The sequence below is a fragment of the Cellulomonas algicola genome (assembly GCF_003851725.1).
Lineage (GTDB): Bacteria > Actinomycetota > Actinomycetes > Actinomycetales > Cellulomonadaceae > Cellulomonas > Cellulomonas algicola.
Genome location: NZ_BHYL01000024.1, coordinates 1 through 20,996, shown reverse-complemented (window position 1 = coordinate 20,996; position 20,996 = coordinate 1). Strand labels below are relative to the sequence as shown.

Annotated in this window: 18 protein-coding genes; 2 read left to right on the top strand and 16 right to left on the bottom strand. The window is 73.6% G+C overall.

The annotated features are described in order from the left end of the window. Nucleotides 1-147 precede the first annotated feature (147 nt). A complete protein-coding gene (locus CTKZ_RS01495) occupies nucleotides 148-1,299 on the bottom strand; it encodes a hypothetical protein (RefSeq protein WP_124341272.1) in 1,152 nt (383 codons plus the stop codon). Nucleotides 1,300-1,440: 141 nt separating this feature from the next. On the opposite strand from CTKZ_RS01495, the gene CTKZ_RS01490 reads away from it, so the two are divergent. After that, complete coding sequence (locus CTKZ_RS01490; RefSeq protein WP_124341271.1) at nucleotides 1,441-1,845, top strand: YchJ family protein; 405 nt, start codon at nucleotides 1,441-1,443, stop codon at nucleotides 1,843-1,845. Nucleotides 1,846-1,932: 87 nt separating this feature from the next. Here CTKZ_RS01490 and CTKZ_RS01485 read toward each other — a convergent pair whose 3' ends face one another. The 3 genes from CTKZ_RS01485 to CTKZ_RS01475 all read right to left on the bottom strand — a co-directional run bounded on the left by CTKZ_RS01485 (nucleotide 1,933) and on the right by CTKZ_RS01475 (nucleotide 3,809). After that, nucleotides 1,933-2,136 (bottom strand): cold-shock protein, encoded by a 204-nt coding sequence (locus tag CTKZ_RS01485; protein WP_124341270.1) that lies wholly within the window; start codon nucleotides 2,134-2,136, stop codon nucleotides 1,933-1,935. A gap of 218 nt (nucleotides 2,137-2,354) precedes the next feature. Continuing rightward, nucleotides 2,355-3,455, bottom strand: coding sequence for a fatty acid desaturase family protein (locus CTKZ_RS01480; protein WP_235843119.1), 1,101 nt, complete (start codon nucleotides 3,453-3,455; stop codon nucleotides 2,355-2,357). A gap of 150 nt (nucleotides 3,456-3,605) precedes the next feature. Continuing rightward, nucleotides 3,606-3,809 carry a cold-shock protein gene (locus CTKZ_RS01475; RefSeq protein WP_124341269.1) on the bottom strand — a complete coding sequence of 68 codons (204 nt, stop codon included), beginning with the start codon at nucleotides 3,807-3,809 and terminating at the stop codon, nucleotides 3,606-3,608. A gap of 467 nt (nucleotides 3,810-4,276) precedes the next feature. On the opposite strand from CTKZ_RS01475, the gene CTKZ_RS01470 reads away from it, so the two are divergent. Next, nucleotides 4,277-6,868 carry a rhamnogalacturonan lyase gene (locus CTKZ_RS01470; RefSeq protein WP_124341268.1) on the top strand — a complete coding sequence of 864 codons (2,592 nt, stop codon included), beginning with the start codon at nucleotides 4,277-4,279 and terminating at the stop codon, nucleotides 6,866-6,868. Between the two features lie 186 nt (nucleotides 6,869-7,054). On the opposite strand, the gene CTKZ_RS01465 is transcribed toward CTKZ_RS01470, so the two are convergent. From CTKZ_RS01465 to CTKZ_RS01410, 12 genes are all read right to left on the bottom strand, one after another. Then, nucleotides 7,055-7,396 carry a UBP-type zinc finger domain-containing protein gene (locus CTKZ_RS01465; protein WP_124341267.1) on the bottom strand — a complete coding sequence of 114 codons (342 nt, stop codon included), beginning with the start codon at nucleotides 7,394-7,396 and terminating at the stop codon, nucleotides 7,055-7,057. Next, nucleotides 7,393-8,847 (bottom strand): ATP-binding protein, encoded by a 1,455-nt coding sequence (locus CTKZ_RS01460; protein ID WP_200829606.1) that lies wholly within the window; start codon nucleotides 8,845-8,847, stop codon nucleotides 7,393-7,395. The genes CTKZ_RS01465 and CTKZ_RS01460 overlap by 4 nt, the downstream gene beginning before the upstream one ends. Beyond that, nucleotides 8,844-10,568: an FAD-dependent oxidoreductase gene (locus CTKZ_RS01455; protein WP_235843118.1), complete on the bottom strand. Its 1,725-nt coding sequence runs from the start codon at nucleotides 10,566-10,568 to the stop codon at nucleotides 8,844-8,846. Before CTKZ_RS01455 ends, CTKZ_RS01460 begins: the two co-directional genes overlap by 4 nt. 110 nt (nucleotides 10,569-10,678) lie before the next feature. Continuing rightward, nucleotides 10,679-11,515 (bottom strand): CPBP family intramembrane glutamic endopeptidase, encoded by an 837-nt coding sequence (locus CTKZ_RS01450; RefSeq protein ID WP_160142797.1) that lies wholly within the window; start codon nucleotides 11,513-11,515, stop codon nucleotides 10,679-10,681. A 267-nt stretch (nucleotides 11,516-11,782) separates the two neighbouring features. Next, nucleotides 11,783-12,331, bottom strand: coding sequence for a PadR family transcriptional regulator (locus CTKZ_RS01445; protein WP_124341265.1), 549 nt, complete (start codon nucleotides 12,329-12,331; stop codon nucleotides 11,783-11,785). Between the two features lie 83 nt (nucleotides 12,332-12,414). Continuing rightward, nucleotides 12,415-12,810 (bottom strand): type II toxin-antitoxin system VapC family toxin, encoded by a 396-nt coding sequence (locus CTKZ_RS01440; protein WP_124341264.1) that lies wholly within the window; start codon nucleotides 12,808-12,810, stop codon nucleotides 12,415-12,417. Then, nucleotides 12,807-13,040 carry a FitA-like ribbon-helix-helix domain-containing protein gene (locus CTKZ_RS01435; RefSeq protein ID WP_124341263.1) on the bottom strand — a complete coding sequence of 78 codons (234 nt, stop codon included), beginning with the start codon at nucleotides 13,038-13,040 and terminating at the stop codon, nucleotides 12,807-12,809. The genes CTKZ_RS01440 and CTKZ_RS01435 overlap by 4 nt, the downstream gene beginning before the upstream one ends. 87 nt (nucleotides 13,041-13,127) lie before the next feature. Then, a complete protein-coding gene (locus CTKZ_RS01430) occupies nucleotides 13,128-14,219 on the bottom strand; it encodes a fatty acid desaturase family protein (RefSeq protein ID WP_124341262.1) in 1,092 nt (363 codons plus the stop codon). 345 nt (nucleotides 14,220-14,564) lie between these two features. Further along, nucleotides 14,565-17,294 (bottom strand): glycosyl hydrolase 53 family protein, encoded by a 2,730-nt coding sequence (locus tag CTKZ_RS01425; protein ID WP_124341261.1) that lies wholly within the window; start codon nucleotides 17,292-17,294, stop codon nucleotides 14,565-14,567. 222 nt (nucleotides 17,295-17,516) lie between these two features. Continuing rightward, on the bottom strand, nucleotides 17,517-18,008 hold the full coding sequence (locus CTKZ_RS01420) for an SHOCT domain-containing protein (RefSeq protein WP_235843117.1): 492 nt from the start codon (nucleotides 18,006-18,008) through the stop codon (nucleotides 17,517-17,519). Between the two features lie 110 nt (nucleotides 18,009-18,118). After that, complete coding sequence (locus tag CTKZ_RS01415; RefSeq protein WP_160142796.1) at nucleotides 18,119-19,129, bottom strand: RDD family protein; 1,011 nt, start codon at nucleotides 19,127-19,129, stop codon at nucleotides 18,119-18,121. Nucleotides 19,130-19,169: 40 nt separating this feature from the next. Beyond that, entirely contained in the window at nucleotides 19,170-20,792 is a 1,623-nt protein-coding gene (locus tag CTKZ_RS01410) for a hypothetical protein (RefSeq protein WP_124341259.1), read from the bottom strand. Nucleotides 20,793-20,996 lie beyond the last annotated feature (204 nt).

The window sequence follows — 20,996 nt, the reverse complement described above, 5'->3', positions numbered from 1 at the left end:
CTGACTGACCGCGCGCGGCCGGGCACGTCCCGGCGCGGCCGAACCCGTCACGGCGCGGCCGGCCCCGTCGGCGGACGGGTCGGCCGCGTCGACAGGCCGGCCGCGTCGACGGGCCGTCCCACCGCGTCCGCGAGCGGGCCGGACGCGTCAGCGGACCGTCCAGCGCAGCGCGTGCGTCGAGCCGTCGGGCGCGAGCACCGTGCCCATGACGTACCGGCCCGCGACCGCCTGCGCGGTCACGACGCCGTCGATGCCCGCGCCGAGGTCGACGAAGCGGCCGCGGTCCAGCAGGAACGCGCTCGTCCGGCTCGGGTCGGACGCAGGCGTGAACTGGCCGACCACGCGGTGCCGGTCGTCCGTCGCCGTGGCGTGGGTCGAGACGTCGGCGGGGCCGAGCGGCACGTAGCGACGTCCGTCCCAGCGGTAGGCCCGCTCCGTCCCGGCGGGGTCGGCGCGCAGGTTGAGGACCGCGTGCCCGTGCTCGTCGACGGCCACGGGCAGCGTCTCGCCGATCCCCGGCGGCAGGCCGAGCCACGTCTGCACGCCCGCCCGCCACAGGAACGGCCCGCCCTGGTACGCGGTGCCGAGCACCCAGCCCGAGTCCGACAGGTCGACGACGGCGTTGCCACCGAAGACGAACGGGTCCCCGATCGGCGTGAACGTCCCGGCCGACCACAGGTAGCCGAGCTCGAAGCTCTCGGGACCCAGGCCGATGCCGAGCACGCGCCCGCGGTCGTCGAGGTCGACGAGCCTGCTGCTCGGGCCGGCGAAGCCCGGCACCGGACCCAGGTCGACACGCGTCCCCCGCGTCCAGACGAACGGGTTCCTGCTGAAGTCGCCGTCGAACGTCAGGACGGTCCCGGCGACCTGCCCCGTCGCGTTCACCTGCTCGGCGCCGACCTCGCCGAGCGGCACGGTGCGCCGCCCGGTGCGCAGCTCCGACACCGTGGGCCCGCCGGCGAGCGCGGTCACCTGCACGACGACCTGGCCGCGGTCGTCCACGTCGGGCGCCTCGGCGCTGTCGGCGTCGGGCGTGAGGTCCGTCATCCGCCCGCGCTCCCACGAGAACGCGTGCCACCGGCCGTCGGCCGTGAGCGACCGCCCGACCACCTGCCCGCGGGCGTTCACCGCCTGCGCCACGGTGTGCCCGCCACCGAGCGAGCCGAGGTCGACGACCGGCGGACGCCCGTGCCCTCCGTGCGTCGTCGCGGGCGGTGCGGCACCGGCCGGTGCGGCGACGAGCGCCGCGGGCAGCAGGGCGACGGCCGCCAGGGCCGTCAGGAGTCGTCGACGTGCCATGCGGACCGCCCCCGGTCTCGTCGGCCCCCGGCGTGACCCGCGGGGCGACCGGGCCGTCGCTCCGGTGCGCGGACCGGTTCTCCCGTCCTAGCCCTCGGGCCCGACGGGGACAACGGGCGCGTGGGGTGATATCCCCGGTGCATGACCGGTTCGACGCGCCCGTCCGACGACTCCCGCTGCCCGTGCGGCACCGGCCTGGTTCTCGGGGAGTGCTGCGGCCCGACCCTCGACGGGCGCCCGGCACCGACCGCGGAGGCGTTGATGCGCTCGCGGTTCACGGCGTTCGCGGTCGGCGACGCGGCGTACCTGCGGGCGACGTGGCACGCGTCGACGCGCCCGCGCGACCTGGTCCTCGACGACGACGTCGAGTGGCGGTCGCTGGAGATCCGCGCCACCTCGGCGGGCGGGCCGTTCGACGACGCGGGCGTGGTGGAGTTCGTGGCCCGCTACCGCGAGGGCGGGGTGCGCGGGGCGCTGCACGAGACGAGCCGGTTCGTGCGGGAGGGCGGTCGGTGGTCGTACGTCGACGGGACGCTGTCGCCCTGACCGGACCGTCGGGACGCACGGACGCGACGAGGCCCCGGCCGCTGCTGCGACCGGGGCCTCGTGCTCAGAGCGTCTGCGTGGAGACGATCAGAGGGGCGTGATGTTCGACGCCTGCGGGCCCTTGGGGCCCTGCGTCACGTCGAACTGCACCTTCTGGTTCTCCTCGAGCGAGCGGTAGCCGCTCGTCTGGATGGCCGAGTAGTGCGCGAAGACGTCGGGTCCGCCGTCCTCGGGGGCGATGAAGCCGAAGCCCTTCTCCGCGTTGAACCACTTCACGGTGCCAACAGGCATGTTCTCTCTCTTCTCACGTGCGGTACTGACAACCCCGACAGACCGGGACCGGTGATCACGGTGGTCGTCGTCCGACACCGGCAGGGGTCCTGACGGCGAGCGTGACAAGCGAGGCAACGCGACTACGGGAAGAGGGTACGCGAGAGAGCCCTTCGTGGCACTGCCCTTCTTGAGCCGGTCTCACCCGGTCAGACGAGGACGGAGTCGGGCAGACCCGGTCAGACCCGGTACGCCGCGACCATCGGGCACACGAACGGGTCACGGTCGCCCAGCCCGACGGTGTTGAGGTGACGCACGACGATGGCGTACGACCTGGCCAGCGACACCTGCGTGTAGGGGATCTGGTGGGTCGCGCAGTACTCGCGGACGATCGGCGCGACGCGGCGCAGGCTGATCGACGGCATCGACGGGAACAGGTGGTGCTCGACCTGGTGGTTGAGCCCTCCCATCACGACGTCGAGCCAGCGGCCACCGCGGATGTTGCGGCTCGTGAGCACCTGACGGCGGAGGAAGTCGATGCGCGCGTCCTTGGGGACGAGCGGCATGCCCTTGTGGTTCGGCGCGAAGGACGCGCCCATGTACAGGCCGAAGAGCCCGAGCTGGACGGCGAGGAACACGGCGGCCTTGCCGGGCGACATCACGGTGAGGACGAGCGCGAGCCAGCCGCCGAGGCGGACGGTGAGGAACAGCGCCTCGACCCACCGGCGCTGCATCGGGCCGGGCTGGGCGAGCCGCTTGACGCTCGACACGTGCAGGTCGAGGCCTTCGAGGAGCAGCAGGGGGAAGAAGAACCAGCCCTGCCGCGCGAGGAACCAGCGGGCGAGCGGGGAGCGGCGCTTCTCGACGTCGCCAGGGGTGAACGAGAGCACGGGCAGGTCGATGTCCGGGTCGGCGTCGACCTGGTTCGGCTTGGCGTGGTGCCGGGTGTGCTTGCGCTGCCACCAGCCGTACGACAGGCCGACGAACAGGTCGGCGAGGACGAGGCTGGCCCAGTCGTTGGCGCGACCGGAGCGGAAGATCTGCTTGTGGGCGGCGTCGTGGCCGAGGAACGCGATCTGCGTGAAGACGACGGCCGCGACGGCGGCGAGGGCGACCTGCCACCACGAGTCCCCGAGGAGGACGACCCCGGCGACGAGGCCGGCGACGGCGACGACGGCGCCGCTGAGCCGCGCGGCGTAGAAGCCGTAGCGGCGGCGCATGTACCCGGCCTCCTGGATGGTGCGGGTCAGCGCGGTGAAGCTGCTGGTGGGGTGGGGGCGCTCGGCGGTGCTGGTGCCTGCGCGGGCGCCGGCGGGGCCGGCGGGGCGGATCTCGGTCACGGTGGTCCGTCTCTGCCCCGTGCGGGGCCGGTCGCGTGCTGGTGGAGCGGGCGACGGGTGCGCGGCGGCGATGGACGACGACGACCCGCAGTACGACGCGGGCGCCCCAGCACGGTCGTGCTGGGGCGCCCGGTCAGGTACGGCGCTGGATCAGGCCGGCGTGATGTTCGACGCCTGCGGGCCCTTGGGGCCCTGCGTGACGTCGAACTGCACCTTCTGGTTCTCCTCGAGCGAGCGGTAGCCGCTGCTCGCGATGGCCGAGTAGTGCGCGAAGACGTCGGGGCCGCCGTCGTCGGGGGCGATGAAGCCGAAGCCCTTCTCGGCGTTGAACCACTTCACGGTGCCCAGGGGCATGATGCTCTCTTCTCTGTCGGTGTGGTGCGTGACAACCCCGGGTGTCCGGGACCGGTGAATCACGGTGTGTCGTCCGTCCGCTGCCGAGAGGATCTCGAGAACGTCGTGCCGGGGTCGCCCCGCGGCGGTGATGACAACTGCGACTACACGGCCACCGTACGGCACGCGGTGCGGTTATGGGGTACCGAGTGCGGGATGTGTGCACGACGGGCACCCGGCGCGCACCCCTCCTCAGGCGCACGGTGACGCCGGGACGCGGCCTCCGACGCCTCCTCGCCGCTCGAATCCGCCGTGGACAGCGGTTTCCGCAGGATGGTGGCGCTCCCATCCTCACTTTCCGTCGAATCGCCCGTCGGGGGTTCAACCGGGACGGACCGCCGGGGTACGGTCGCGGGCAGGCCGAGGGCAAAGGCGCCCCGGCCGCTCTTGCCGTCCGGGGAGCCCTAGCGCTTTGAAAGGATTCAAGGATGAGTCTTCCCCGTCTCCACGGCCGCCTCGCGGCAGCCACCGGGACCGCAGCCCTGCTCGTCGGCTGCCTCGCCGTGCCCTCCGTCGCCGCCCCCGGGGTGCCTGCGACGGGTGCGCAGGGCGGGAAGCACGACGGGCCCGACCGCCTCACGCTCGAGCGGCTCGACCGCGGCCTCGTCGCCGCGACGACCGGCCAGGGCGTCTTCCTGTCGTGGCGGCTGCTCGCCCCCGAGGTCACGGGTGCGACCGCCACCGGCCAGACCGGCCCCGACTTCGCCGTCTACCGGGACGGCACGAAGATCGCCACGGTCTCCGACTCGACGAACTACCTCGACGCCGCCGGGACCGCCGGCTCGCGCTACCGCGTCGCGGCCGTCGTCGACGGGGTCGAGGTCGACGGAGCCGACGCGAGCCCGTGGGCGCAGGCGTCGGTCGACCTCCCGCTGAAGAAGCCCGCCGACGGCGTCACGCCCGTCGGCGAGGCGTACACGTACTCCGCGAACGACATGAGCGTCGCGGACGTCGACGGCGACGGCGCGTACGAGTACGTCGTCAAGTGGGACCCGTCGAACTCCAAGGACGTCAGCCAGGTCGGGTACACCGGCAACGTCTACGTCGACGCGTACGAGCTCGACGGCACGCAGCTCTGGCGGATCGACCTCGGCGTGAACATCCGCGCCGGCGCGCACTACACGCAGTTCCCCGTCTACGACTTCGACGGCGACGGCAAGGCCGAGCTCATGATGAAGACGGCGCCCGGTTCGACGATCACCACGTACCGCGCCGACGGGACCGTGAAGTCCGAGAAGTACGTCTCCATCCCGAAGGACGACCGTAAGGCCGGGGTCACCGACACGACCGACTACCGGCTCAGCAAGCAGGGGTACTACGAGCACGTCGTGGCGATGTTCCGCGGCTGGGCCGACCGGCCCGAGGTCACGTCCGGGCAGTGGCCCGCGACGCTCGAGGAGGCCTTCGGCATCGCGCCGCAGTACACCTACCCGCTGTCCGACACCGACGCCCGCGCGCTCACCGACTACTTCATGGACGTCTACGCGCCCAGCCGCAGCGCGCGCAACGTGCTGCGCAACTTCGAGGGCTTCGTCGTCGACGGCCCCGAGTACCTCACGGTCTTCGCGGGCGACACCGGCAAGGAGCTCCAGACCGTCGACTACAAGCCGGGCCGCGGCGACGACGGGCTGCTCTGGGGCGACTACGCGATGGCCCGCATCGAGCCCGGCAACCGCGTCGACCGGTTCCTGTCCGGCGTCGGGTACTTCGACGGCAAGACGCCGTCGGCCGTGTTCGCGCGCGGCTACTACACGCGCACAACGGTCGTCGCGTACGACTGGGACGGCAAGAAGCTGAAGGAGCGGTGGTACGTCGACTCCGGCCACGTGCCGCTGACGAACCCGTTCAACGACGGCCCGCACGGGCGCGACGGCACCGACCCCGAGTTCGGCACGATCACCACGCAGGGCTTCCACTCGCTGTCCGTGGCCGACGTCGACGCCGACGGCCGTCAGGAGCTCGTCTACGGGTCCGCGACGATCGACGACGACGGCTCGCTGCTCTACTCGTCGTTCGACACGCTGCCCGCGGGCAGCGCCGACCCTGGTGCGGACGTCCGCCTGGGCCATGGCGACGCGATGCACGTGACCGACATCGACCCCGACCGCCCCGGCCTGGAGATCTTCACCGCGCACGAGGGCGCCACGTACGCGCCCTACGGCATGGCGATGCGCGACGCCGCGACCGGCGAGGTCCTGTTCGGCGTCTACTCCGGCCGCGACACCGGCCGCTCGATGGTCGGCGACGTCCTGCCCGGCACCCGCGGGCTCGAGGCGTGGGCGTCGCTGCCCGGCGGCACCAACTCGCTCGGCCTGTACTCCGCGGACGGCGTCGTCACGCCCGGCCCGATCCCCGGCACCAACCAGTCGATCCGCTGGGCCGCCGACGGGACGACGCAGATCGTCAACGGCTCGGGCGACCAGGACGTCACGATCGACGACTGGAACCGCGGCCGGCTGCTCACCGCGACCGGCACCCGCGCCAACAACGGCACCAAGGGCAACCCGTCGCTCGTCGCCGACGTCCTCGGCGACTGGCGCGAGGAGCTGCTGGTGCGCACCGCCGACTCCTCGGCGATCCGGATGTTCGTCTCGACCGAGGTGACGAGCCACAAGCTCGCGACCCTCATGCACGACCCGCAGTACCGCGCCGAGGTCGCGCGTCAGCAGACGACGTACAACCAGCCGTCGTACCCGGGCTTCTACCTCGCGTCCGACACCGACTACACGCAGGTGCCCGTCGCGGACTTCTGGGCGCCCGGCAGCATCGACGCCCTGGCGTCGGCCGTGAAGGCCCGGATCGACGCCCGCGAGATCCGCGGACCCGTCGCCGCCGTCCTGCTCGCCGCCGTCAAGACCGCCGACGTGGCGGCCGACCACGGCAACGAGAAGATCGCCGTGAAGTCGCTCGAGGCGTTCGTCACTGCGCTCACGCCGAAGAGCCGCGTGTCGAGCGTCTCGGACAGTGCCCGGGTCGCGCTGACGCACCAGGCGGAGCAGGTCGCCGCGATGCTCGACTGACCGACCCACCCGGCCGGCACCCCTCCGCCGGCCACGCCGCCGCAGCTCCTCCTGCGACGGCACGAGCGCCCGGGACCCCGACCAGGTCCCGGGCGCTCGGTCGTCCGTGCGTCGAGGCAGCCCGCCCGGCCGCGGCCGCGGCGGTGCGCGCGTCCTGACCGCGCCGCGCGGAGGCTGCGCGCCGGATCAGTGGATGAGGTCGCGCCAGTTCTCCGGCACGCGGTCGCGCGGTGCGGGCGGGCGCTGCGCGTCGGGGCGGGCCTCGGGCGGGGCGAGCGGCGGGCCGTCGACGGGCACGCCGTCGGCGTAGTCCCACCACCAGTCCTCGCCGGGCTCGAACGAGCGCATGTAGCGGTGGCCCGTCTCGCGCCAGTGCGCGGTCGCGTGCTGGGCGGGCGACGTGTCGCAGCAGCCGACGTGGCCGCAGTGCGCGCACCGGCGCAGGTGCACCCACCACCCGCCGTCGGCGTCGCACTCGGCGCAGCCGGTGCCGCTCGGCGGGACGGTGGTGTCGACGTCGATGCTCACGGGGCCTCCGGTGGGGTGAGGGGCAGGCGGACGAGGAAGCGGGTGTCGCCGGGGTGCGACGTCACGCGGAGGTCGCCGTGGTGCTTGCCGACGACGATGCGCCACGAGATGTCGAGGCCGAGCCCGGTGCCGGACCCGACGGGCTTGGTCGTGAAGAACGGCTCGAACACGCGGTCGACGATCTCGGGCGGGATGCCGGGGCCGCTGTCGGCGATCTCGACCTCGAGCCAGTCGTCGACGCGACGCGTCGTGATCGTGAGGCGGCGCTGGTCGGGCGGCATCTCGGCGAGGGCCTGGCGGGCGTTGTCGATCAGGTTGGTCCAGACCTGGTTGAGCTCGGCGCCGTGCACGAGGACGGGCGGCAGCGACCGGTCGTAGTGCCGGACGACGTCGACGCCCTTGAGCTTGGCGTCGAGCATCGTCAGGGTGCTGTCGAGCAGGACGTGGACGTCGGCCTCCTGCTGCGCGGCACGGCCGATCTGCGAGTACTGCTTGGCGGCCTCGACGAGCGTGGAGATGCGGGTCGTCGCGTCCTCGACCTCGTTCATCAGCAGCTCGGTCTCGAGCGTGTAGCCGAGCCAGTGCGCGGCGCCCGCGACGACGTTCTCCGGGATCCCGCCGACGTGGTCCTCGAGCCACTGGGGGTCGATGCCGGCCTCGACGAACGAGTGCGCCATCTCGGCGTTGTCGCCGACGCCGTGGTCGTCGAGCCAGTCCGCGACGTCGTCCTCCCGGTCGGACGTGTCGAGCGCCGACAGCGGCGGTCGGCCGCGTGCCTCCTCCAGGGCCGCGACGGCCTTCTCCTGCAGCTCGATGATCTGCACGAGCTCGTCGCGGTCGTACGCACCCGACGCGACGAGCGCGAGCTTGCTGCGCATCCGGGCCACCCGCTCGCGCAGGGTCGCGGTCGCGCGGGTCGCGGCCGACGCCGGGTTGTTCAGCTCGTGCGTCAGGCCCGCCGACAGCGCCCCCAGCGCCAGCAGGCGCTCCCGCTGGGCCGTCGCCGTCTGCATGCTCTTCTGCCCGAAGAACAGGCCTTCGAGCAGGTGCATCGCCATCGGGAACCAGGTGTGCATGATCTCGGAGAAGTCGGCCGCGGGCAGCACGTAGAACCGCGACGGTGCCAGCACGCGCAGCGAGTGCAGGTAGCGGCGCGCCTCCTCCTGCTGGAGGTAGGCGTGCCAGGCGCCCGCGTAGACGCCGACCTGCGACGTGCGGCTGATCTCGACGTCGTCGGTGCCGACCCGCCGGTACAGCGCGAGCGACCCGTCGAGCAGCACGTAGAACGCGTCGGCGGGCTCGCCCTCGCGGAAGACGAAGCCGGGCTCCTGCCGCTCGACGTGCCCGCGCGAGCACAGGAACAGCAGCTGCTCGTCGTCCAGCTTGTCGAACAGGAAGAGCGTGCGGAGCTCCGCGATGTCGCAGGGCAGGCGGTCGGGTGTCGTCGTCACAGCTGCTCCAGGTACCGGTGGACGAGCATGACCGCCATCGCTCCCTCGCCCACGGCGGACGCGACGCGCTTGGCCGACTCGGCACGGGCGTCGCCCGCGACGAACACCCCGGGTCGGCTGGTCTCCAGGTGGTAGGGCGGCCGGTCGAGCGGCCAGCCGCTCGGCGGTCGGCCCTCGTCGAGCAGGTCGGGCCCGGCGAGCACGAAGCCGCGCGTGTCGCGGGCGACCGTCCCGTCGAGCCACTCGGTGCGCGGGACGGCGCCGATGAACACGAACAGGTGGCTCGTCGGCACCTCCTCCTTCTCGCCCGTCGTCGAGTCCCGCAGCACGAGCCGCTCCAGGTGGTCGTCGCCGATCGCCTCGACGACCTCGCAGCACGTGCGGACGTGCACCTTGGGGTTCGCCGCGATCTGCTCGATCAGGTAGTGCGACATCGACGCCGACAGCCCCTCGCCGCGCACGACGAGCGTCACCGACCGTGCCGTGCGGGACAGGTGCATCGCCGACTGCCCCGCCGAGTTCGCGCCGCCGACGATGTAGACCTCCTGGTCGGTGCACGCCGGCGCCTCCGTCAGCGCCGACCCGTAGTAGACGCCCCGCCCGGTGAGCGCCGCGAGCCCCGGACCGTCGAGCTCCCGGTACGAGACCCCGTTCGCCAGCAGCACCGTGTGCGCGCCGACGACGTTCCCGTCCCCCAGCCGCACGTGCCGCGCCGCACCGTTGACCTCGAGCGAGACGACGTCCGCCGCGAGCACGATCTCCGCACCGAACCGCAGCGCCTGCCGCCGCGCCCGCTCCGTGAGCTGCGCACCCGAGACGCCGTCGGGGAAGCCGAGGTAGTTCTCGATGCGCGAGCTCTGCCCCGCCTGACCGCCCGTCGCGACGCGCTCGATGAGCGCCGTGCGCAGGCCCTCCGACGCGCCGTACAGCGCCGCCGACAGGCCCGCGGGGCCGCCGCCGACCACCACCAGGTCGTAGAAGTCCGTCGCGGGCGACGTCGCGAGCCCGACGCGGGCGGCCAGCGTCGCGTCGTCGGGGGCCTGCAGCGGCTCGCCCTCAGGCGTCACGACGAGCGGCACCGCCGACTCGTCCGCACCCGCCGCCTCCAGCAGCCGGCGCCCCTCGGGCGAGTCCGAGGAGAACCACCGGTACGACACCTGGTTGCGCGCCAGGAACTCCCGCACCTCCGACGACCGCGCCGACCAGCGGTGGCCCACGACCTTCGCCTGCGGCACGGGCGGCGGTGCGCTCGCGGCCCACGCGTCGAGCTGCGCGTCGATGACGGGGTAGAGCTTCTCCTCCGGCGGCGCCCACGGCTTGAGCAGGTAGTGGTCCAGGTCGACGACGTTGACCGCGTCGATCGCCGCCTCCGTGTCCGCGTACGCGGTCAGCAGGACCCGCCGGGCCTGCGGGAACAGGTCCATCGCCTGCTCCAGGAACTCGATGCCCGTCATCCCCGGCATCCGGTGGTCCGCGAGCAGCACCGCGACCTGCTCGCCGCGCAGCTTCAGCTCGCGCAGCGCCTCCAGCGCCGCGTCGCCCGACTCGGCGCGCACGATCCGGTAACCCGCGCCGTAGCGGCGGCGCAGGTCACGGGCGACCGCCCGGGAGACGGCCGGGTCGTCGTCGACGGACAGGAGCGCGGGGCGCGGGGCGGTGTCCTCCGGGGCGGCGTCCGTGCGGTCGGGGTGGGTGGTGAGGGCCGGGGTGCTCGACGTCACCTGGGCATCGTGCCTCGCGATCCGGCTGCTGTCAGCGGTCTGAGGTGATCCCGTGGCCGACCGCGCCCCTGGTCCGGTTGACGGCGGGCCCGGCCGGACCAGCGGCTGCGTCAGTCGTCCGAGCCCCAGCGGCGCCACACGACCACCGCCGTCAGGACGAGGAGAGGCAGGACGACGAGCGACTCCGGCCGCGCCGCGAACGCCAGCGGGCTGTCGATGCGCACGACGTCCGCGTCGAGCAGCGCGAACGCGACCGCGTTGGCGACGCCGTGCTCGACGACCGCCGGCCAGACGCTGCCCGTCCGGGCGCGCATCACGCCGAGCACGACGGCCATCGCGAGGACCGCGACCGTGAACAGCGGCACCTGCAGCGCGAGCGGCACGTCGGTGTACTCGGAGCCCATCGCGAGGATGTACGGCACGTGCCAGACGGCCCACAGCGCCCCCACGGCGAGGTGCCGCCGCAACCCGGCGACACCGAGCGCCTGGAGACGCGGCTCCAGGTAGCCGCGCCACCCCCACTCCTCGAACAGGGCGAACAGCGTGCGGGCCACGAGGCCGGTCGCGACGAGCGTCCCGAACAGCGGAAGCCCGCCGTCGCCCGCGTGCACGTGACCCGTCAGGGCCCCGACCAGCAGCGCGACCGCGGCCGCGACGGGGAACCACAGCGCGCCGAAGACGTACCAGCCGCGCTCGCGGCCGATCCCGAGGCCCGCGTCGGCCCAGCCGTCGCGGCCGAGCGTGCGCAGCGCGACCGCCATGAGGATCGGGCTCAGGACGAACAGCAGCGCGCCTGGGCTCGTCGCCTTGTCCTGTGCACCGGCGAGCGTGAGCGCGCCGAGGACGGACAGGACCATGACGCCGACGGCGTAGAACGTGACGTTGCGCCACGACGCGGGGCGGGGCGTGCGGGTGCGGGCGGGGCGGGTGGCGGTGGACGCGGACATGGCGGGTCTCCTCGTGCGGTGCGGTGCGGTGCGGTTCGGCGGCGGCGGGCCGTGCGGTGCGGCAGGCGTGCGGGGTCTCGAAGTCCCCCCGGGGACGCGTGCGGGGTCGGTCGAGACCGACATGGCTGCCGTTCCGGGGTCGCGAACGGCAGCCATGCCGGTGTGGACGTGGTGCAGACGTGGCGTGGCGGGGTCGGACGTCGGGCCCGGGTCCCGGTTGGGCCGGCATGACGTCGGAGGGTCGGGGTCAGATGTCGGAGCGCGGGGTCAGGCGTCGTCGAGCTCGGTGAGCAGGTCCTCCACCCAGGTGAGCTCGGCGCGGGCGTGGACCAGACCGTTGGACAGGGTGGCGAGCCGCAGCCGGACGGGCAGCGGGACGTCACCACCGGCCTGCGCGAGGGCCTGGTCGTTGAGGTGGCGGGTCTGCTCGAGGACCGCGACGAGCTCGCGGGCCTCGGCGGCGCGCTCGTGCAGGACCGCGCGTGCCTGCTCGACGCCGAGGCGTCCGACGAAGAACAGGCGGACGAGGAACGACTCGCGCGACGGCACGTACTCGACGGGGGAGGCGAGCCAGCGGTCGAGCTCGGCCTCGCCCGAGGGCGTGATGGAGTGCTCGCGCCGGTCGGGGCGGCCCTCCTGCGGGATGGTGCGGACGTCGACGAGGCCGTCGGCGGCCAGCACGGTGAGCGTGCGGTAGATCTGCGCCTGGTCGGCCGGCCAGAAGTGCGCGACCGACTCCTCCATGTGCTTGCGCAGGTCGTAGCCGGTCATCGGTGCGACCGACAGGAACCCGAGCACGGCGTGCTTCAGCGACATGTCCCGACCATAGGTGACACGTCCTATATAAGACAAGACATCTATCGGTCGACGCGGCTCGTTCCGATCGCCGGGCGGTGGTCTCAGTCGAGCAGCAGCTCGCAGCGGACACCGGGAGCGCGCGCGAGTCGGCGGTCGCGCGTGAGGAGGGGGCAACCGAGGAGCGCCGCGAGGGCGACGTAGGCGGCGTCGTACGCGGTGACGGCACCCGACAGCCGCCAGATCTCCGCCTGCAGAGTCGCGAACGGCCAGAGATCGAGGGGGAGGGCCGCGAGCCCGTCGAGAGCCAGCGTCGCCTCGGCATCCGACAACGCGCCGGTGGCGCGGTGGCGGCGTAGCACGTTCGTCACCTCGTACGGCAGCAGGTCGGGCGCCGCGACCCGGGCGCCAGCCAGATGACGTGCGACCACCTCGCCGTCGCCCGCCGGGTCCAGGAGGAGAGTGATGACGGCGGACGCGTCGACGACGAGGAGCGTCACCGCCGGTCGGCGTCGAGGTCGTCGATGACGCGCGCGAGATCGAACGGCGGGTACGTCCGCGCGCGAGCGCGGATCGCTGCGACGGCGTCGGCTGCGGTCGGGTGGGCGGAGAGATCGATGAGCTGAGCCCGCAGGTACTCCTGCAGCGACCGTCCGCTGCGGGCGGCGCGGGCGGCGAGCTCGTCCCGGACGTCGTCGGGGACGTCGCGCACGGTGATGGTGACGCTCATGCCGCCATCGTAGCGGCGATGCATGCAGAATGCAGTCACGACCTCCGTACAGCGCCGCGACTCGGCGGGGGTCGCGACGGCCGTCTGTCAGGCGCGGTAGGCGGCGGTGATCGGGCAGGCGAACAGGTCGCGGTCCGGGCGGCCGACGGTGTTGAGGTGGTCGACGATCATCCGGTACGACCGCACGAGCGACACCTGCGCGTAGGGGATGCCGCGCGCCTCGCAGTAGGCGCGGACGATCGGCTGCGCGCGGCGCAGCGCCGCGCGGGGCATCGACGGGAACAGATGGTGCTCGACCTGGTGGTTGAGGCCGCCCATGAGCACGTCGACCCAGCGGCCGCCGCGGATGTTGCGGCTCGTCAGCACCTGGCGGCGCAGGAAGTCGACGCGCGCGTCCTTCGGCAGCAGCGGCATGCCCTTGTGGTTCGGCGCGAACGACGCGCCCATGTAGAAGCCGAACAGCGCGAGCTGCACGACGGCGACGACGAGCGCCTTGAGCGGCGACATGACGGCGAGCACGAGCGCGGCCGCGCCGACCAGGCGGACCGCGAGGAACGCGATCTCGGTGCTCCGACGCTCGAGCGGCTCGCGCGACAGCACGCGCCGCACGGCGGCGACGTGCAGGTTGACGCCCTCGAGCAGCAGCAGCGGGAAGAAGAAGAACCCCTGCCGGGCCAGGTACCACCGCGACCACGCCGACTCGCGCGCCGCGATCTGCTCGGGCGTGAAGGACAGGACCTTCATGTCGATGTCGGGGTCGGTCCCGACCTTGTTCGGGTTCGCGTGGTGGCGGGTGTGCTTGTGCTGCCACCAGCCGTGGCTGAGGCCGACGAACAGGTTCGCGAGGACCAGGCTGGCCCAGGTGTTGGCGCGGCCCGACGCGAAGATCTGCCGGTGCGCGGCGTCGTGCCCGAGGAACGCCACCTGCGTGAGCACGACGGCCGCGACGACGGCGACCGCGACCTGCCACCACGAGTCGCCCACCAGCACGACCGCGGCGACGAGGCCCGCCATCGCGACGACAGCCCCGGAGAGGCGAGCGGCGTAGTGTCCGGGCCGGCGCGCCATGAGGCCCGCGGCCTGCACGGCGTGCGCGAGCTCGGTGAAGTCGCTGACCGCGCGGCGACGCGAGCCGGCGGAGCCGTCGACGTGCGAGGCGGGGAGGGCGGTCGTGCTCATGGGCTGTCCGTCCAGTCGGTCCGGCCGCGACGCGGCGGGGCGCGAGGCGACGGAGTCTCGGGCGCACGTCGCCGGATCGCCCTGGCTCGACGGAGACGACGAAGGCCCCGGCCGGGTCGACGGCCGAGGCCCGTGCTGTGAAGTCCCGCCCACGGTACGTCAGAGACGGTGCTCGCGTGCGGTGAACCGTCCACCGGTCACACGCGTGCCTGTGAGTTCGCGACGGCTCAGCACGACGGCCGCGTTCCGTGCGACGGCAGTGCTCCGCACGACGGGAGGGCGCCGCGCGACGGGAGCCCGGGGCCGTCGCGACCCGGGGCTCCCGTCGTGCGGGCGTGCCGTGCGTCAGGCGGTGGCCCGACCGGCGCGCGCCCTCCGCCGCGTCGCGACGACGACTGCCGCACCGCCGAGGAGGAGGAGCAGCACACCCGTCGCGAGAGGCGCCGCGAGGTCCGCGCCGGTCGTGGCGAGCGACGCGCCGGCGACCCGGATCTCCACCTGCGCGAGCACCACGCCCGTGGCGTCGCGCACCTGCAGGTGGTGGAGGCCGGGGGACAGCGTCGTCGGGATCGTGACGGTCGCCGTCCCCGTGCCGCCCACGACCGGGACGGTCGCGAGGCGCTGGTAGGTGCTGGCGACGCCGACCTCGACCTGCGAGCCGGCCACGCCGGTGACCGTCACGGTGACCGTGTCGCCCGGCCGGACCGTGGTCCGGCTGGCGGTGATCGCCGGACCGCTCGCCGACGCCGACGCGGTCGGGGCGGGCGTCGTCGTCGGGCTCGACGTCGGCGTGGTCGTGGGCGTGCTCGTCGGCTCGTTCGTGGGCGTGGGCGTCACCGTCGGCGTGGGCGTGACCGTCGGTGTCGGGGTGGCGGTCGCCGCGGGTTCCAGCCCGTCGACCGCATCCGTCACGAGGGCCGTCACGCTGTCCACGTCCTGCTGCGTCGGCTGCCCGGCGGCGAGGATCACACGACCCGACGCGACCGCGTCGTCGAGGACCGCGACCGACTCCGGGGTCCACGCGTCGCGGTCGACCGCGTCGGCCGACGCGAGCGCCGCCTGCAGCGCGGTCGTGTCGACGGTCGTCGCCGCGACCGTCGGCTCGAGCCGGACGTCGTCGATCACGCCCCACGCGGGCGCGTCGAGGCTCAGCCAGGCACCGACCTTCACGAGCCCGTCGTCACCGACGACCACGTCGGGGACGGTGAACGTCGTCGGCTTGTTCCAGCCCGCGAGCCAGACGGGAGTCGACCGCGTGCCGCTGGTCTCGTTCCACGCCCAGATGCTCAGGTCGGTGCCCGTCTGGTCGCCGCCGTGCAGCGTGGCCGACAGCGTGTACGTGCCCGCGGGGACGCCCGTCAGCTGCTGGCTGAGGTCGACCGTGAACGGCGTGCCCGCCCAGAACGCGACCGCGCGGGTGCCGTCGGTCGCGTTGCCGGTCGCCTTGATGGCGTTGTCGCCGGACGCGACGGAGTAGGTGAGGTCCCACATGCTCGTGTCGGCGTCCTCGAAGGACCCGTTCACGACGACGTTCTCCGCACGCACGTGGACCGTCGCGACGGTGTCGACGCCCGTCGACGTCCGCCCGGGGATGCGGTAGGTGCCGGTCCCGCGGATCCAGCTCAGCGCGCCGCCCCACGTGACGGACGCGGTCTCCTGCGTGCCGTCGTTGTAGCGGACGGTGATCGTCGACGGCAGCGTCACGGGGTCGCCGAGGCGGACGTCGACCACGGGCTTCTCGACGGACGTGGGGACGCGCGCGGTCGTCGCGCCGGTGCGGACGTACCGGAACACGTCGAGGGACTCGAGCGGCGTGCCGTCGAACGCGAACAGCGCCTGGTTGTCCCACGCGGATCCGCCGTGCCAGTCGCGCGCGTCCTCGTCGTACCCGCCGGCGTAGCTCGACGCCCAGCCGGACCCGAACTGCTCCCACCGGGCGTTCTGCGACGCCCAGTCCGAGGGCCCGCCGACGGGCAGCCACGCGGGCTCCCAGTAGAAGACGCCGATGCCTGCGTCGCCGACCGCGTGCACGGCCGCGATGACGTCGCGCACCAGGTCGGCCTGGCCCTGCACGCTGATCGGGTACACGGGCGTGGTCGAGGTGTTGATCGTGTTGCCGTGCTGGTCGCCGTTGTCGGTCGTGTACGCCCACGACGTCTCGGCGACCATGACCTTCTTGTCGTACGTGTCGGCGACGTGCGTCAGGACGCTCGTGAGGTTCGTCAGCGAGCCGTGCCACATCGGGTACCAGGAGCTCGCGAACACGTCGTAGTCGACGTCCGCCCGGTCGAGGATGCCGGCGTAGGTCGCGTACCGGCCGTTCTCGGGGTTGGTGAAGTGCAGCGCGACGAGCGCGTCGTCGCCGTAGTCGGACGCGCGGACGGCCGCGGACCCCGCCTCGTAGACGGCGACGCACGGCGCCCACGACGCGTCGGTGGCGCTCCCGGACTCGCAGCGGATGCCTGCGATGCCATTGTTCGACTCGTTGCCGATCTGCACCATGCCGACGTCCACGCCGGCCGCCGCGAACGCGTCGAGCGCGTCGGCGGTGAACTCGCCCGCGGCGTCGGCCCGCTCGGAGTCCGTGAGGGCCGCCCACGCCTTCGGCACGTGCACCTTCGCGGGGTCGGCCCAGAAGTCGGAGTAGTGGAAGTCGACGAGCACGCGCAGCCCGGCCTCGGTCGCGCGGCGCCCGATCTCGACCGCGCGGTCGACGTCGACGGTCCCGCCGCCGTAGCCGTGGCCGTCGGCGTCGTACGGGTCGTTCCAGACGCGGACGCGGACGTAGGTGATGTCGTGGTCGGCGAGGACCTCGAAGAGGTCCGCCTGCTGGCCGTCGGAGTCGCGGAAGACCGTGCCGCTCTCCTCGAGCGACAGGACGGAGGACACGTCGACGCCGGCCGCGAAGTCGGCGGGGAGGCCGTCGACCTTCTCGACGAAGATGCCCGCGTCGACGGGGCCGGGGTCCTCGGCCGCGGCGGACAGGGCGGTGGGGGCGAGGATCGCCGCACCCACGGCGATCGCGGCGGTGGTGGCTCGCGCGGCACGCGTCGCGCGGGATCTGGTGGGCGTCATGACACTCCGTCGAGTCGAACGCGGTACCGCACGCGCATCGTCGCGCTGTGCACGGTCCCAGCCTGAGACCGTGCACAACATACGACAGCAAGGGCGGGGAAGCGCAAGAGCTGGTCCGCCGACGAGACACAACCGTGACCGTTCACAGCGTGGCGCCGCCCTCACCCCGGCCAGGAGAAGGGGTGCAGGCGGCGCCGCCAGGTGAAGGGGAGCAGGCTGGGGTCAGGCGCCCGACAGCAGACGCGCCTTCGCCGCCTCGAACTCCGCGTCCGACAGGTGCCCGGCCGCGCGCAGCGAACCGAGCCGCTCGAGCCGCTCGAGGAGGTCGCCCTCGCCCTCGGGGCCGACGGTGCCCGACGTGGGCGCACCCGGCGCTGTCGCGTCGGTGCCGGCGGTCTCCGGCGGTGCCGCGACGACGCTGAACGGCCGCTTCGCGGCGGCCGCCTCCTCCTCGCGCTTCTCCTCGAACGCGTGGAAGCCCTCGCGTGCCGCGCCGACCGCACCCTTGCCCGCGACGACCGCGCCGTTCGCGATCGCGACCCCGGTCTCCGCCGCGATCGCCACGGCCTCGCCGCTGCGCGTCGTCAGCATCGACTTCGTCTCGTCGCTCACGGGGAGGAAGCCGATGCCCTTGCTGAGCCCGCGGTGCACGTCCCGGGCGAACCCGTGCCGCTGCAGCCGGGCGTCGAGGTTCGAGCGCGTCTCGTCGGTCATGGTGCCTCCGTCGTCCGTGGCCGCGGTTCGCGGCTGCGTGCGGTCGTCCGCGTCAATCTAGGCCACGGTGCGCGCAGACGGCGCGTCCAGGCGCCGGCACCCCGCCGACGTCACCAGTCGACGCGCGGCGACGGCGGAAGCTCCGCGGCTTCGACGCCGAACCCCAGCACGCACAGCACCTCCGACGTCCCGTCGACCTTCCCGGTGAGCTCGACGAGCGCGCCCGGGCCCGCGTCGTCGAACACGCGGCGCGGGACCGTCAGCTCCGGCACCTGGGTCACGTCGTCGGTCCAGGCGGCACCGTCACGGAACGCGACCGTCGAGCGCCACGCCGCGTCGCCGTCCGCCTCGACCACCGCCACGTCGAGCGTCGTCCCGTCCGGGTCGGCACCGGGGGCGAGCGTCCAGGACAGCACGACCGGCGGCCGCGCCGGTGACAGCCGCCGGATGCCGAGCCGCGTGACCCACACGTCCCCGGGCTCGCGTCCGGACACCGTCGCCAGGCCCGAGGCGTGGTCGGGGGCGAGGGTGCACTCGACCCTCGTCTCGCCGCTCTCCGTCACGGCGGGGGACAGCACGAGCGCCCCGGCGGTGACGGTCGCGACGCCGACGACCACCGGCACCGGCACGTCCACCCGCGCCCGCACGACCTCCGTCCGCACGACCGAGTCGGCGAACGTCTGCCGCCGCGGGTGCCACAGCGGCCGCAGCCAGCCGACCAGCAGGATCCAGTCGAGCGCGTGCAGGAGGTCCCGCAGCACCGTGACCGGCAGCCCCGCAGGCCGCCCGTCGCGCTCCCGGACCACGCGGACGCCGACCATCGCCCTGCCCGGCGTCATTCCGGTGAACGCCTGGAGCACCAGCAGCAGGGCGACCGCGCCGGAGGTCCACCACGAGAACCGCCCGTCGGGCTCGATGCCCGGCACCGCCGAGAGCGGCAACCACGGCACGGGCCGGAACGGCACGGGCGCCACCGACCCCGTCGCGAGCCACGCGACCGCCGCGACGAGCAGCCCGTCCGCGACCGACGCGACCGCCCGCCGCCACCACGCCGCATACCGAGGGCCCGCTGGAGCGGTTGGCTCGGCACCCGTCGCCGTCGTGGCCTCGGTCGTCGTCACCCGCGGATCGTCCCACTGGCCGTCGTCCGGTGAGGGTCGTTCACGTGCCCTCGGTGGCGACGACCTCAAGCCGCAGGATCCGCCCGTCCAGCAGCCCGACGGCGAGCCGTCCCGGTCCGCAGGTGCTCACGGAGAGCGGGACGACGGGCGCGCCGTGCACCGCGAGCTCGACGGCCTCGAGCAGAGCGCCCGTGACGGCGTCGGCGCGCACGAGCCACCCGTTGGACGTCGTGATCACGAGGACGCCCTCCTCCTCGAGCGCGTCCGTCGCCACGCCCGGCAGGTCCAGCGTCCAGCGAGCCGCGCCGGCGGGGTAGTCGCGTCGGACCGCGAACGGGCCGTGGCTGCCGGAAGACGCGTGGACCTCGCCGCAGTGGACGATGCCGGTCCCGAGCTCGTCGTCGACGTAGACACCGGGACCACCGAACAGGTGGCGTTGCTCGGTCCCCTGCCAGTCGAGGGGGAAGAGCCGCTCCAGCTCCGGCCTGCCACCGGCGGCGACGACGCGGGTGACCCACTTGTCCAGGTGGGGCTTCTTCTCGTCGGTGCCGACCAGGACGAGGGGATCCGGTGCGCCCGCGATGTCGAACCAGTGGTTGAACAGGTCGTACCCCGTCGTCGCCACCCGGCCGACGGTCCGTCCCGCCGGGTCGATCACCAGGGAGTCGGTCGAGGTCGCGTCCCGGGTCGCCGGTCGGAGCAGCGAGTACGGGCCGGTCGACCCGACGACGACGGACGCGCTCTCGGGGACGAGCTCGCCGACGACCGCGCCCGTCTCCTGGTCGAGGACCTGGTGCTGCGACTCGTGGCGCGGGGGCCGGCCGTCGATCCACGGCGGCCGCAGCGCGACGGTGGTCGCGACGGTGGTCGCGTCGAGGGCCGTCAGCTGGCACCCCGTCCCCGTCGTCGGGATCCGCCACCCCGGGGCGTCCCCTCCGGTCGCGTCCCACCGCTCGGCGGCGACGCCGTCGCACGCGGCGAGCACCGATCCGTCCGGGCGTCCGGCGACGCTCCACACCGCACGCCTCAGGGCCCACGCGCGGCCGGCCTGGGCTGCGAGACGCTGCAGCGCGGCCCGGGCACCCGCGCGGTCGGGCTGCGGGTAGACGAAGGGGACCGACTCCGCGTCGTGCGTGGACAGGTCGAGCTCGCGGTCACGCAGCTCGCGCCAGGGCGCCTCGATCTCGAAGGCGTCGCCCACCAGGTCCTTCCAGTCGGCGACGTCGTCGTCGTGCCACGGCGCCAGCACGACGGCCAGCCGCTCGTCGTCGACCCACCGGACCGTGCGGACCTGGCGTGCGTCGCGGAGCGGGCTGACCCGCCGTGCCCGTTCGAGGTCGAGGAGGAGGAGCTCGCCCTCGAAGCTGTAGCCGCCGTCGTACGCGCCCGTCCCGACGGCCACGAGCGTCCCCGACGGGTGGATCGCGACGTCGTTGACCGGGCGTCGGAGCGACTCGACCTGCCGGCACGCGAGGTCGGTGCGGTCGTAGACGCCGACCCTGGCGTGGGCCCGTGACGCCGTGCCGGCGCCGAACCACTGGGAGTACGGCAGCTCGCCGGCCACGACGACGACGTCGTACGCCGGGTCGTCGACGACGAGCGTCGGGTCGCCGATCTCGGCGAACGGCTGGTCGGCGAGGACGTCGAGGTGGTGAAGGGGCACGCGGCGATCCTGCCGCACGACGCGTCGACGACGAAGGGCCCGCGCTGCACGGTGGCAGGTCACGGGCCCTTCGGGCGGCGGAGGATGGGGTGTCCTGTTTCAGGACATGGGCAACGCATGTCTCAGGACATCGGCAACACCGCTCGGTGATGCTCGGGCATGTCGCGTGCCCGCCTGGTGATCACCGCTGTCGTGCTCGAGGGC

Bases quoted from the DNA above. Each gene is read 5' to 3' on its own strand.
- CTKZ_RS01445 (WP_124341265.1), bottom strand. From the start codon at position 12,331: ATGTCGCTGAAGCACGCCGTGCTCGGGTTCCTGTCGGTCGCACCGATG.
- CTKZ_RS01485 (WP_124341270.1), bottom strand. From the start codon at position 2,136: ATGCCTGTTGGCACCGTGAAGTGGTTCAACGCGGAGAAGGGCTTCGGC.
- CTKZ_RS01420 (WP_235843117.1), bottom strand. From the start codon at position 18,008: ATGACCGACGAGACGCGCTCGAACCTCGACGCCCGGCTGCAGCGGCAC.
- CTKZ_RS01495 (WP_124341272.1), bottom strand. From the start codon at position 1,299: ATGGCACGTCGACGACTCCTGACGGCCCTGGCGGCCGTCGCCCTGCTG.
- CTKZ_RS01450 (WP_160142797.1), bottom strand. From the start codon at position 11,515: ATGTCCGCGTCCACCGCCACCCGCCCCGCCCGCACCCGCACGCCCCGC.
- CTKZ_RS01430 (WP_124341262.1), bottom strand. From the start codon at position 14,219: ATGAGCACGACCGCCCTCCCCGCCTCGCACGTCGACGGCTCCGCCGGC.
- CTKZ_RS01475 (WP_124341269.1), bottom strand. From the start codon at position 3,809: ATGCCCCTGGGCACCGTGAAGTGGTTCAACGCCGAGAAGGGCTTCGGC.
- CTKZ_RS01425 (WP_124341261.1), bottom strand. From the start codon at position 17,294: ATGACGCCCACCAGATCCCGCGCGACGCGTGCCGCGCGAGCCACCACC.
- CTKZ_RS01470 (WP_124341268.1), top strand. From the start codon at position 4,277: ATGAGTCTTCCCCGTCTCCACGGCCGCCTCGCGGCAGCCACCGGGACC.
- CTKZ_RS01435 (WP_124341263.1), bottom strand. From the start codon at position 13,040: ATGAGCGTCACCATCACCGTGCGCGACGTCCCCGACGACGTCCGGGAC.
- CTKZ_RS01490 (WP_124341271.1), top strand. From the start codon at position 1,441: ATGACCGGTTCGACGCGCCCGTCCGACGACTCCCGCTGCCCGTGCGGC.